The organism is Enterobacter asburiae (assembly GCF_008080435.1).
GTDB lineage: Bacteria > Pseudomonadota > Gammaproteobacteria > Enterobacterales > Enterobacteriaceae > Enterobacter > Enterobacter asburiae_C.
In genome coordinates this window covers 290792-303125 of sequence record NZ_VRKN01000004.1, presented here as the reverse complement: position 1 = coordinate 303125, position 12334 = coordinate 290792, and the positions used below count along the sequence as shown (strand labels likewise).

The following is a 12334-nucleotide window of genomic DNA, read 5'->3' as shown; positions in this document are numbered from 1 at the left end:
CCCGTTCTCTTCTCAGGCGGCAAGCATGCGCTCGAGTGCCCGCTGCGCGTTAACAAGGTGTTCTCCGCCAAAGAGAATGGCGCGGTTTATCAGCGTATAAAGCTGATACACCGGCTGGCGGTCGAGGAAACCGGACGGCAGGGGGGAAACAGACTGGTATCCGTCGTATATTTGCGGCGGCTGCTCAGGATGAAGCGGCAGCATGGCAAGATCGCACTCTCTGTCACCCCAGTAGCAGGCCGGGTCGAAGATGTAGGGGCCGTTGGGACCCAGCGCGCAGTTATCAGACCACAAATCGCCGTGAAGCAGAGACGCCTGAGGCTGGTGGGATGCCAGACGCTGTTGAACGTGCTCGACGATGGCATCAATATTGCCAAATTCCAGCCCTTTCTCGGCGGCCAGCTCAAGCTGCCAGCCAATGCGCTGCTCGGCAAAAAATGTCGACCAGCGACGTTGCCAGGTATTGGGCTGTGGCGTGGTAGAGAGATCGTTGTCAAAATCGAGACCAAACTGCGGCTGGTCGCTCCATTGATGCAGGCGCGCTAACTGTTGGCCGAGGATGAACGCATTATGGGCATCCAGCGGTCGGGCAGGGAGATACTCCATCACCAGGAAACTGTAGTCGCGGTCGCTCCCTACGGCCAGAACCTGCGGGACCGTCACCGTTTTACTGCGCGACAGCAGCTCCAGCTGGTCGGCTTCGGCGGTAAATATTGGAAGCAGTTCCCGCTCATCGCATTTAACGAAAAGATCGCGCCCTGCGTAGCGTAAATGCCACGCGGCGTGGATCTCACCGCCTGGCAGTTCGTTACGCAGTTCAATTTCACCTTCACCCAGTTGCTCACGTAAAAGATGACTGATAGCCTGCCACATGTTGTCTCTCCCATGTTGTCTGCCAGATCATAAAGTTAGCGCATAAGTGCGGTAAAAAAATACGAACTAACGCACACCTGAGCGGTTTAAATTCATGCAGCGCACTTATTGTTCTTTTTTCCGCCAGCTTTCCCAGGTATCCACGTCAATATCGGCAGGCTTGTCGGTCACACTCTCCACCAGACTGGCGGCCAGCGCATGAACCTCTTCCTGGCCCAGGGCGCCGATCAGACCAAATGACAGGGTGCCTAAATCATGAATATTGCCCTCGTCATCCGTCAGCGTGAGGAGAAAATTAGCCCGGGTGAAGGCATTGTTGAGCTCATTCAGCTCGGTCAGCGATGCTTCATGAAGGTTGATGGTCACGACGTAACGTGTGATGTCACCACTGCTCATAATTCACCTCATTGTTATCATGGAAGTTTTCTTAGCATAGTCGATAGTTTGCGTTTGGCGACTCAGAGAGGACATTCCCCTCCATAAAGACGAAGGGGAACAGACGCTAATTTCGGGACAGGTAATCGACGATTTTTTGCGTATCGGCAAGTGAACAGAGACGCGTGCCCTGGTTGATGGTTGCGGCGCTACCCGCCGCCACGCCGTAGCGTGTCATTTCCAGCAGAGACGCACCCTGCGCCAGTTTTAGCGTCATCGCGCCCACCATGCTATCGCCAGCGCCAACCGTGCTCTGGCTCTTCATCGGCGGTGGGACAACCTGAACGGACGATGATTCATCGACTGCCAGCGCCCCCTGAGGTCCAAGGGAGACCACTACGCGTCGCGCTTTGCCGCTGCGTACCAGCTCCTGCGCGGCGGTGCGAACATCATCAGGCTGCGTCAGTTCGCGGTTGACCAGCGCGCTTAACTCTTTCTGGTTGGGTTTGACCAGCTCCAGATTGCCCGGCACCAGGGCCGCCTGCAGGGCCTCGCCGCTGCTGTCGACAATGCAGCGGATACCGCGTTGCTGTACCGCCTGAATCAGCGCCGTTAATTTTTCCGTGCTTACGCCGGGCGGCAGGCTGCCGCTGACCACCAGCAGCGCGCCGCTTTCTATCGTCAGCACTTTCTCTTCAAGCTGACGAAACTCGTCATCGCTAAGTTTCGCGCCCGGCATGACAAAACGGTACTGCTCGCCGCTGGACTCCACGTGGACATGCAGGTTTTGCCGCGTCCAGTCTTTGGCCTCGACGGTCTCAACGGCCACCTGTTCATCTGCCAGCAGAGAGACCAGGTGTTCACCGGTGGCACCGCCCGTGGGGAAAATTGCCGTGGCTTTGCCGCCGAGGTGGGTAATGGCGCGCGCCACGTTGATCCCGCCGCCGCCGGGCTCAAAGACCGGGGCGCTACAGCGCAATTTACCTTCCGGGTAAATCTGCGGCGTCAGGGTGGCGGAATCCAGGGAAGGGGAGAGCGTCAGGGTGTAGATAGAAACCATCATTACCTCCTTTTAGCATGGGTTCTTATTAGTCTGGCACCATTTGTCAGGAAGGCAATGTAAATAACAGTATGATTTTAAATATGAATACTGACAAAAAGTGAGGCGGGGGATATATAAAATAAAACGCTTTTTGAGATCGTTCTTATTCAAAAAATGAAATAAGAAAACATTGCTATGTTATTTGCGGCTTTTTATAATTTGTTACCTTTCTCTGGACGCCTTGTCATTGATCCTCAAGAAAGATTCCGGGACCGTGTGGTCTCTTTTTTTGTTGTACGGACTCCTTAATAAAATGAAGCTTTTAAAGACAGTGCCCGCTGCACTGATGCTGGCGGGTGGCGTGTTTGCGGCTATGAACGCGACCGCTGATGATACCGTTTTTACTGTCATGGACGATCCTTCCACCGCGAAAAAGCCGTTTGAAGGTAACCTGAACGCCGGGTACCTGGCACAATCCGGTAACACGAAAAGCTCTTCTCTGACGGCGGACACTACGCTCACCTGGTACGGCAACACCACCGCCTGGTCTCTGTGGGGTAATGCCAGCAACACTTCCGCTAATGACGAACGTTCTTCCGAGAAGTATGCGGTAGGCGGACGTAGCCGTTACAACATGACCGACTATGACTACCTGTTTGGACAGGCAAGCTGGTTAACCGACCGTTACAACGGTTATCGCCAGCGCGATGTGTTCACCGCCGGTTATGGTCGCCAGTTCCTGAACGGTCCGGTACACAGCCTCCGTTTTGAATTCGGTCCGGGTGTACGTTATGACGAGTACACCAATGGCGATACCAAAACCCAACCGCTCGGTTACGCTTCCGGTACCTATGCCTGGCAGATGACTGACAACACCAAATTTACCCAGGGTGTTTCTGTATTTGGTGCCGACGACACGACGCTGAACTCTGAGACGGCGCTGAACGTGGCTATCAACGAACACTTTGGTCTGAAAGTCGCCTACAACGTGACCTGGAACTCTTCACCACCAGAATCTGCGCCGGATCATACCGACCGCAGAACCACGGTTTCACTGGGTTATAGAATGTAATGAAAGCGGGCCGATGATGATGTCGGCCCGTTTATTGTCTGTGGCTTTTTGACGTCCCTTCTGATGACCCTAGCCCCAAATCATTGCCGCCCAACGGAGTAGCAGCATTGCGCCGCAGATGGCAATCAGCACCAGCACCATTTTCCAGTGTTTTACGGCAAATCGTTTTGTTGGCATAACCTAATCCTTGTTCGTTGATATCCACAGTCTACCAAACAGGGCCGAAATATGCCCCTTCTCAGGATCGATTGAGTTATGCCAGCGTAGGGTTCGGCTCAGAACCAGTGGAATCGTTCGGCGAGAATCAACAATAAACCTGTGGCGGAAAGGATGTTCAATATCACAACCGTTCTACTGGATACGTTCATGGTATGCACCTTTGGGTTTAAGGACCTGTTCAAGAGTAGCCCAGCATCTCTGGAATGCGAGCGACGGGAATATGCGACCTGCAAATTCATGCGAAAGTGCCAGCCCATCAATCTGCCAGCAGAGGGTGCAATCTCCCTTTTGTTAGTGTTAACATTGCAGGGCTTACCGTAAATCCGACGTTGTCTGATTTTCCGGCAGATGAATGATGGCGAACCAATTTGACGATTGTTGGTCAGATGGTGTCGTAATCTATTGTCAAATCACGATTATTTTCTTTGTATATGCTCTTATGTGTGGGGCATCACTGCAAATAAGGATATAAAATGCCTGTAATTACTCTTCCTGATGGCAGTCAACGCCATTTCGACCGTGCTGTTAGCCCAATGGATGTTGCCCTGGACATTGGTCCTGGTCTCGCGAAAGCGACTATCGCTGGCCGTGTTAACGGTGAGCTGGTGGATGCCTCCGATCTGATCGAAAACGATGCGACGCTTGCAATCATCACCGCGAAAGACGAAGAAGGTCTGGAGATCATTCGTCACTCCTGCGCGCACCTGTTAGGCCATGCCATCAAACAGCTGTGGCCAAACACCAAAATGGCGATCGGTCCGGTTATCGACAATGGTTTCTACTACGACGTTGACCTTGACCACACCCTGACTCAGGAAGATATCGACGCGCTCGAAAAACGTATGCACGAGCTCGCCGAAACGAACTATGACGTCATCAAGAAGAAAGTCAGCTGGCACGAAGCGCGTGAAACCTTCGTGAAGCGCGGCGAGAGCTACAAAGTCTCTATTCTTGACGAAAACATTTCGCATGATGACAAGCCTGGCTTGTACCATCACGAAGAATACGTCGACATGTGCCGTGGCCCGCACGTGCCGAACATGCGCTTCTGCCATCATTTTAAACTGATGAAGATCGCAGGCGCCTACTGGCGTGGCGACAGCAACAACAAGATGTTGCAGCGTATCTATGGTACCGCGTGGGCCGATAAAAAAGCCCTGAACGCATACCTGCTGCGCCTGGAAGAGGCGGCGAAGCGAGACCACCGTAAAATCGGTAAGCAGCTTGACCTGTACCACATGCAGGAAGAAGCGCCGGGTATGGTGTTCTGGCATAACGACGGCTGGACCATCTTCCGTGAACTGGAAACTTTCGTACGCTCCAAGCTGAAAGAGTACCAGTATCAGGAAGTGAAAGGCCCGTTCATGATGGACCGTGTGCTGTGGGAAAAAACCGGCCACTGGGACAACTACAAAGATGCGATGTTCACCACCTCGTCTGAGAACCGTGAATACTGCATCAAGCCAATGAACTGTCCGGGCCACGTTCAGATCTTCAACCAGGGTCTGAAATCCTACCGCGACCTGCCGCTGCGTATGGCGGAGTTCGGTAGCTGCCACCGTAACGAGCCATCAGGTGCGCTGCACGGTCTGATGCGTGTTCGTGGCTTTACTCAGGATGATGCGCATATCTTCTGTACTGAAGATCAGGTCCGTGACGAAGTTAACGCCTGTATTCGTATGGTCTACGATATGTACAGCACCTTTGGCTTCGAGAAGATCGTGGTCAAACTCTCAACGCGTCCGGAAAAACGTATCGGTAGCGATGAGACCTGGGATCGTGCAGAAGCGGATCTCGCCGTGGCGCTGGAAGAGAACGGTATTCCGTTTGAATACCAGCTGGGCGAGGGCGCATTCTACGGTCCGAAAATTGAATTTACCCTGTATGACTGCCTCGATCGCGCATGGCAGTGCGGTACTGTACAGCTGGACTTCTCCCTGCCGCAGCGTTTAAGCGCCTCTTATGTTGGCGAAGACAACGAGCGTCAGGTACCGGTAATGATTCACCGTGCAATTCTCGGTTCTCTGGAGCGCTTCATCGGCATCCTGACCGAAGAGTTCGCTGGCTTCTTCCCAACCTGGCTTGCGCCAGTGCAGGTCGTGGTGATGAACATTACTGATTCTCAGGCGGATTACGTTAAAGAATTGACGCAGAAACTGCAAAATGCGGGCATTCGCGTAAAAGCAGACTTGAGAAATGAGAAGATTGGCTTTAAAATCCGCGAGCACACTTTACGTCGTGTCCCGTATATGTTGGTCTGTGGTGATAAAGAGGTGGAATCAGGCAAAGTTGCCGTTCGCACCCGCCGTGGTAAAGACCTGGGGAGCCTGGACGTAAGTGAAGTGATTGAGAAGCTGCAACAAGAGATTCGCAGCCGCAGTCTTCAACAACTGGAGGAATAAGGTATTAAAGGCGGAAAACGAGTTCAAACGGCACGTCCGAATCGTATCAATGGCGAGATTCGCGCCCAGGAAGTTCGCTTAACAGATCTTGAAGGTGAACCACTGGGGATTGTGAGTCTGAGAGAAGCGATCGAAAAAGCTGAAGAAGCTGGAGTAGATTTAGTTGAAATCAGCCCTAACGCCGAACCGCCAGTTTGTCGTATCATGGACTACGGCAAGTTCCTTTATGAAAAGAGTAAGTCTTCTAAGGAACAGAAGAAGAAGCAAAAAGTTATCCAGGTTAAGGAAATCAAATTCCGTCCTGGTACCGACGATGGCGATTATCAGGTAAAACTCCGCAGCCTGATTCGCTTTCTGGAAGATGGCGATAAGGCCAAGATCACACTGCGTTTCCGCGGTCGTGAGATGGCCCACCAACAGATTGGTATGGAAGTGCTTAACCGCGTCCGTGACGATCTGAGTGAACTGGCAGTAGTCGAATCCTTCCCTACGAAGATCGAAGGCCGCCAGATGATCATGGTGCTCGCTCCTAAGAAGAAACAGTAAGGCCTTCAAGCAGCAAAATCTGTGGAGCCTTCGGGTTTCATAGGTTTTGTTCGCCTATGTTTCGTTTATTTAACAATGCGAAGTGGAAGTTATTAAGATGCCAAAAATTAAGACCGTACGCGGTGCTGCTAAGCGCTTCAAAAAAACCGGTGGTGGTGGATTTAAGCGTAAGCACGCAAACCTGCGTCATATTCTGACCAAAAAATCTACTAAGCGTAAACGTCACCTGCGTCCAAAAGGCCTCGTTTCTAAAGGCGATCTGGGTCTGGTTATCGCGTGCCTGCCGTACGCATAAGCCGTTAACGTTTAATTTTTTTACTAAGAATATAGATACAGGAGAGCACATATGGCTCGCGTAAAACGTGGTGTAATTGCACGTGCACGTCACAAGAAAATTTTGAAACAAGCTAAAGGCTACTACGGTGCGCGTTCACGCGTATACCGCGTTGCCTTCCAGGCTGTTATCAAAGCAGGTCAGTACGCTTACCGTGACCGTCGTCAGCGTAAGCGTCAGTTCCGTCAACTGTGGATTGCGCGTATCAACGCAGCAGCACGTCAGAACGGTATTTCTTACAGCAAATTCATCAACGGCCTGAAAAAAGCCTCTGTTGAAATCGACCGTAAGATCCTGGCTGACATCGCAGTATTCGACAAAGTAGCGTTCACCGCTCTGGTCGAAAAAGCGAAAGCAGCACTGGCATAAGCCAGTTGAGAGAGGGAGCTTTGCTCCCTCTTTTGTTTTAACATCATCAGAACATTGACTTTTACCCGTCCAGGCTTTTCAATAAGGTCTTAACGGTTTTTACCAGACAAGGTAACGCAAGCATGAATGCTGCTATTTTCCGCTTCTTCTTTTACTTTAGCACCTGATTTCAGGAGGCTAGCGCGTGAAAGATGAAACGAAAAACAGCGCCAGATAAGCCTCCCGATGGAGGCTTTTTTTGTGCCTGAATTTGAGAGAATAACTCCACCAAATCGGTGTCTGCACCGACATAATGAGGAAAATCATGTCACATCTCGCAGAGCTGGTTGCCAGTGCAACAGCCGCCATCAATCAGGCCTCAGATGTTGCCGCGTTAGACAATGTCCGCGTCGAATATCTTGGGAAGAAAGGGCATCTGACCCTTCAAATGACAACCCTGCGTGAGCTGCCGCCAGAAGAACGCCCGGCAGCGGGTGCGGTGATTAACGAAGCCAAAGAGCAGGTGCAGCAGGCGCTGAACGCGCGCAAAGCCGAGCTGGAAAGCGCGGTGCTGAATGCGCGTCTGGCCGCAGAGACGATCGACGTTTCTCTGCCGGGTCGCCGTATCGAAAACGGTGGTCTGCACCCGGTTACCCGCACCATTGATCGCATTGAAAGTTTCTTCGGTGAGCTCGGCTTTACCGTGGCGACTGGCCCGGAAATCGAAGATGATTACCACAACTTCGACGCCCTGAACATTCCTGGCCATCATCCGGCACGCGCTGACCACGACACTTTCTGGTTCGACGCTACGCGTCTGCTGCGTACTCAGACCTCCGGCGTTCAGATCCGTACCATGAAGGATCAGGAGCCGCCAATCCGTATTATCGCGCCGGGCCGCGTCTATCGTAACGACTACGATCAGACCCATACCCCAATGTTCCACCAGATGGAAGGTCTGATTGTTGATAAAAACATCAGCTTCACCAACCTGAAGGGCACGCTGCACGATTTCCTGAACAACTTCTTTGAGGAAGATCTGCAGGTTCGTTTCCGTCCGTCCTACTTCCCGTTCACCGAACCGTCCGCGGAAGTTGACGTGATGGGTAAAAACGGCAAATGGCTGGAAGTGCTGGGCTGCGGCATGGTGCATCCAAACGTACTGCGCAACGTGGGTATCGATCCGGAAGTTTACTCCGGCTTTGCCTTCGGCATGGGCATGGAGCGTCTGACTATGCTGCGCTACGGCGTGACCGACTTACGTGCATTCTTCGAAAACGATCTGCGTTTCCTCAAACAGTTTAAATAAGGGCAGGACAGAACAATGAAATTCAGTGAACTGTGGTTACGCGAGTGGGTGAACACCACGCTGGACAGCGACGCGCTTTCTGACCAGATCACCATGGCGGGTCTGGAAGTGGACGGCGTTGAGCCGGTTTCCGGTGCCTTCAACGGCGTGTTCGTCGGCGAAGTGGTAGAGTGCGGCCAGCACCCTAACGCTGACAAACTGCGCGTAACAAAAGTGAACGTGGGCGGTGACCGTCTGCTGGATATCGTCTGCGGTGCGCCAAACTGCCGTCAGGGCCTGAAGGTGGCCGTGGCGACCGTCGGTGCAGTGCTGCCGGGCGATTTCAAAATTAAAGCGGCTAAGCTGCGCGGCGAGCCGTCTGAAGGCATGCTGTGCTCCTTCTCCGAGCTGGGTATTTCCGACGATCACAACGGCATCATTGAGTTGCCGCTGGATGCGCCAATCGGCACCGATATCCGCGAATACCTGAAGCTTGATGACAACACCATCGAAATCAGCGTCACGCCAAACCGCGCCGACTGCTTAGGTATCATCGGCGTGGCGCGCGACGTGGCCGTGCTGAACCAGACTGAGCTGAACGCACCTGAAATTGCGCCGGTTGAAGCGACCGTCAGCGATACGCTACCTATCCAGGTTGATGCGGCTGACGCGTGCCCGCGCTACCTCGGTCGCGTAGTGAAAGGCATCAACGTTAAAGCGCCAACCCCGCTGTGGATGAAAGAGAAGCTGCGCCGCTGCGGTATCCGCTCTATCGACGCCGTGGTTGACGTGACCAACTACGTTCTGCTGGAGCTGGGCCAGCCAATGCACGCGTTCGATAAAGATCGTATCGACGGCGGCATCGTTGTGCGCATGGCGAAAGAGGGCGAAACCCTGGTTCTGCTGGACGGCAGCGAAGCGAAACTGAACGTCGACACCCTGGTGATTGCTGACCATAGCAAAGCGCTGGCAATGGGCGGTATCTTCGGGGGCGAGCATTCGGGCGTGAACGACGAGACGCAAAACGTCCTGCTGGAATGCGCGTTCTTCAACCCGCTTTCTATCACCGGTCGCGCACGCCGTCACGGCCTGCATACCGATGCCTCTCACCGCTACGAGCGCGGCGTTGACCCGGCGCTGCAGTATAAAGCGATGGAACGTGCGACCCGTCTGCTGATCGACATCTGCGGCGGTGAAGCGGGCCCGGTTATCGACGTCACCAACGAAGCGACCCTGCCGAAGCGTGCGACCATCACCCTGCGTCGCAGCAAGCTGGATCGCCTGATTGGCCATCACGTTGCCGATGCGCAGGTGACCGACATTCTGACGCGTCTGGGATGCGAAGTGACCGAAGGCCAGAACGAGTGGAAAGCCGTTGCGCCATCATGGCGTTTCGACATGGAAATTGAAGAAGACCTGGTGGAAGAAGTGGCCCGCGTTTACGGCTACAACAACATTCCTGACGAACCTGTCCAGGCAGGTCTGGTAATGGGCACCCACCGTGAAGCCGACCTGTCCCTGAAGCGTGTGAAAACCATGCTGAACGACAAAGGCTACCAGGAAGTGATCACCTACAGCTTTGTTGATCCAAAGCTGCAGCAACTGATCCACCCGGGCCAGGAGGCGCTGATCCTGCCAAGCCCAATCTCCAGCGAAATGTCCGCGATGCGTCTGTCTCTGTGGACGGGCCTGCTGGGCACTGTCGTTTATAACCAGAATCGTCAGCAAAACCGCGTGCGAATTTTCGAAAGCGGTTTGCGCTTTGTACCGGATAATCAGGCAAATTTAGGCATCCGTCAGGATCTCATGCTGGCTGGCGCCATCAGCGGCAACCGCTATGAAGAGCACTGGGACCTGGCAAAAGGCACGGTTGATTTCTACGATATGAAAGGCGATCTGGAAGCAATTCTGGATCTGACCGGTAAATTATCTGAAATTGAATTCCGCGCAGAAGCCATCCCGGCCCTGCATCCGGGCCAGAGCGCAGCCATCTATTTAGACGGCAAACGCGTTGGTTTTATTGGAGTTGTTCACCCTGAGCTGGAGCGCAAGCTGGACCTGAACGGCCGTACCATCGTGTTCGAGCTGGAATGGAACCCGGTGGCTGACCGCGTTATTCCTCAGGCTCAGGACGTCTCCCGCTTCCCGGCAAACCGCCGTGATATCGCGGTTGTGGTCGCTGAAAATGTGCCCGCAGCAGATATTTTGGCCGAATGTAAGAAAGTTGGCGTAAATCAGGTAGTTGGCGTAAACTTGTTTGACGTGTACCGCGGCAAGGGCGTAGCAGAAGGTTTCAAGAGCCTCGCTATTAGCCTTATCCTTCAGGATACCAGCCGTACACTCGAAGAAGAGGAGATTGCCGCTACCGTCGCCAAATGTGTAGAGGCATTAAAAGAGCGATTCCAGGCATCATTGAGGGATTGAACCTATGGCGCTTACAAAAGCTGAAATGTCAGAATATCTGTTTGATAAGCTTGGGCTTAGCAAACGGGATGCCAAAGAGCTGGTAGAGCTGTTTTTCGAAGAGATCCGTCGTGCTCTGGAAAATGGTGAGCAGGTAAAACTCTCCGGTTTTGGCAATTTTGATTTGCGAGACAAAAACCAACGTCCGGGCCGCAACCCGAAGACGGGGGAAGATATTCCCATTACAGCCCGCCGCGTGGTGACCTTCAGACCCGGCCAGAAGTTAAAAAGCCGTGTCGAAAACGCAACGCCCAAAGCAGAGTAATATGAACTAACTAAAAAGGCCGCTCACGCGGCCTTTTTTCTTTGCGCTCTCCGGCAAACCCGCCGTAAAATCAATTACATCTCACGCTACTAAAACCGTACACATGCTTGATTATGCCCATCGCCAGCACCGTTCCGATCAGCGTCGCCTGCTTTTGCTGGTGCTGTTGCTCATTGTCGCCGCGGGCGTGAGCCTCTGCGCCGGAGACAGATGGATTGGGCCTGAAAGCTGGTGGGGGCCTGACGGGCAGCTCTTCGTCTGGCAAATTCGCCTGCCGCGCACCGTCGCGGTAATTCTGGTGGGTGCCGCGCTGGCGCTGTGCGGCACTATTATGCAGGCGTTGTTTGATAACCCTCTGGCGGAGCCCGGGCTGCTCGGCGTGTCGAACGGAGCAGGCGTGGGTCTGATTGCGGCGGTGATGTTGGGCGGGGGAGAACTCTCCGGATGGAGTATTAGCCTGAGCGCTATTCTCGGCGCATTACTGATCACAGCAATCCTTCTTCGCTTCGCCAGACGACACTTATCGACCAGCCGTCTGCTGCTTGCCGGCGTGGCACTGGGGATCATCTGTAGCGCGTTGATGACCTGGGCGGTCTACTTCTCAACATCTTTTGACTTGCGTCAGCTGATGTACTGGATGATGGGCGGCTTTGGGGGCGTTGACTGGCACCAGGGCTGGCTGATGGCGCTGCTGGTACCGGTCATCGTCTGGGCCACCCTGCAGGCGCAGCCGCTGAATATGCTCGCGCTGGGTGAAACCTCTGCCCGCCAGCTCGGCATGCCGCTTGGGTTCTGGCGTAATGTGCTGGTGATCGTCATTGGCTGGCTGGTCGGTGTCAGTGTGGCTCTGGCGGGCGCGATCGGTTTTATCGGGCTGGTTATTCCGCACATGCTGCGCCTGTGTGGTCTCACGGACCATCGAACCCTGCTTCCGGCCTCGGCGGTTGCCGGGGCCGTCACGCTGCTGGTGGCCGATATCATCGCCCGGCTTGCCCTGACGGCTGCAGAGCTGCCGATTGGCGTGGTGACCGCCACGCTGGGCGCGCCGGTATTTATCTGGCTACTATTAAAAGCTGGACGTTAAATCAACTAGCCGTAAGACAATCT

15 protein-coding genes and 1 other annotated feature are annotated in these 12334 nt (G+C 53.8%); of the genes, 10 read left to right on the top strand and 5 right to left on the bottom strand.

What is annotated here, in order from left to right; genetic code table 11:
* Positions 1-12 precede the first annotated feature (12 nt).
* The 3 genes from FU672_RS10135 to pfkB all read right to left on the bottom strand — a co-directional run bounded on the left by FU672_RS10135 (position 13) and on the right by pfkB (position 2308).
* Positions 13-873, bottom strand: a complete 861-nt coding sequence (locus FU672_RS10135) for a fructosamine kinase family protein (protein WP_148243156.1) — start codon at positions 871-873, stop codon at positions 13-15.
* Between the two features lie 105 nt (positions 874-978).
* A complete protein-coding gene (gene ghoS, locus FU672_RS10130; RefSeq protein WP_148243155.1) occupies positions 979-1269 on the bottom strand; it encodes a type V toxin-antitoxin system endoribonuclease antitoxin GhoS in 291 nt (96 codons plus the stop codon).
* 106 nt (positions 1270-1375) lie between these two features.
* Positions 1376-2308, bottom strand: coding sequence for a 6-phosphofructokinase II (gene pfkB, locus FU672_RS10125; RefSeq protein ID WP_148243283.1), 933 nt, complete (start codon positions 2306-2308; stop codon positions 1376-1378).
* A 295-nt stretch (positions 2309-2603) separates the two neighbouring features.
* Here pfkB and FU672_RS10120 point away from each other — a divergent pair, with 295 nt between their 5' ends.
* Positions 2604-3362 carry a DUF481 domain-containing protein gene (locus FU672_RS10120; protein ID WP_148243154.1) on the top strand — a complete coding sequence of 253 codons (759 nt, stop codon included), beginning with the start codon at positions 2604-2606 and terminating at the stop codon, positions 3360-3362.
* Positions 3363-3431: 69 nt separating this feature from the next.
* On the opposite strand, the gene yniD is transcribed toward FU672_RS10120, so the two are convergent.
* Together yniD and yncL are read right to left on the bottom strand one after the other, a co-directional pair.
* The gene (gene yniD, locus FU672_RS10115; protein WP_008500658.1) at positions 3432-3539 is read right to left on the bottom strand and encodes a small membrane protein YniD; all 108 of its coding nucleotides are present in this window, start codon (positions 3537-3539) and stop codon (positions 3432-3434) included.
* 98 nt (positions 3540-3637) lie between these two features.
* Positions 3638-3730 carry a stress response membrane protein YncL gene (yncL, locus tag FU672_RS10110; RefSeq protein WP_021241082.1) on the bottom strand — a complete coding sequence of 31 codons (93 nt, stop codon included), beginning with the start codon at positions 3728-3730 and terminating at the stop codon, positions 3638-3640.
* Between the two features lie 324 nt (positions 3731-4054).
* Between yncL and thrS the strand changes: the two genes are divergently transcribed.
* The 9 genes from thrS to btuC all read left to right on the top strand — a co-directional run bounded on the left by thrS (position 4055) and on the right by btuC (position 12311).
* Positions 4055-5983 (top strand): threonine--tRNA ligase, encoded by a 1929-nt coding sequence (gene thrS / locus FU672_RS10105; RefSeq protein ID WP_148243153.1) that lies wholly within the window; start codon positions 4055-4057, stop codon positions 5981-5983.
* A gap of 3 nt (positions 5984-5986) precedes the next feature.
* A complete protein-coding gene (gene infC / locus FU672_RS10100; protein ID WP_014069901.1) occupies positions 5987-6529 on the top strand; it encodes a translation initiation factor IF-3 in 543 nt (180 codons plus the stop codon).
* A 97-nt stretch (positions 6530-6626) separates the two neighbouring features.
* Positions 6627-6824, top strand: a complete 198-nt coding sequence (rpmI, locus tag FU672_RS10095; RefSeq protein WP_003030583.1) for a 50S ribosomal protein L35 — start codon at positions 6627-6629, stop codon at positions 6822-6824.
* 51 nt (positions 6825-6875) lie between these two features.
* On the top strand, positions 6876-7232 hold the full coding sequence (gene rplT, locus FU672_RS10090) for a 50S ribosomal protein L20 (protein ID WP_000124850.1): 357 nt from the start codon (positions 6876-6878) through the stop codon (positions 7230-7232).
* Positions 7233-7349: 117 nt separating this feature from the next.
* Positions 7350-7474: a sequence feature (Phe leader region), on the top strand.
* Positions 7355-7399, top strand: a complete 45-nt coding sequence (gene pheM / locus FU672_RS24860; RefSeq protein ID WP_001386830.1) for a pheST operon leader peptide PheM — start codon at positions 7355-7357, stop codon at positions 7397-7399. Its footprint overlaps the feature before it by 45 nt.
* A 62-nt stretch (positions 7475-7536) precedes the next feature.
* Complete coding sequence (pheS, locus tag FU672_RS10080; RefSeq protein WP_010426091.1) at positions 7537-8520, top strand: phenylalanine--tRNA ligase subunit alpha; 984 nt, start codon at positions 7537-7539, stop codon at positions 8518-8520.
* 15 nt (positions 8521-8535) lie between these two features.
* Positions 8536-10923 carry a phenylalanine--tRNA ligase subunit beta gene (gene pheT / locus FU672_RS10075; protein WP_148243152.1) on the top strand — a complete coding sequence of 796 codons (2388 nt, stop codon included), beginning with the start codon at positions 8536-8538 and terminating at the stop codon, positions 10921-10923.
* Between the two features lie 4 nt (positions 10924-10927).
* A complete protein-coding gene (gene ihfA, locus FU672_RS10070) occupies positions 10928-11227 on the top strand; it encodes an integration host factor subunit alpha (protein WP_003857805.1) in 300 nt (99 codons plus the stop codon).
* Between the two features lie 103 nt (positions 11228-11330).
* Positions 11331-12311 carry a vitamin B12 ABC transporter permease BtuC gene (gene btuC / locus FU672_RS10065; RefSeq protein ID WP_148243151.1) on the top strand — a complete coding sequence of 327 codons (981 nt, stop codon included), beginning with the start codon at positions 11331-11333 and terminating at the stop codon, positions 12309-12311.
* Positions 12312-12334: the final 23 nt, after the last annotated feature.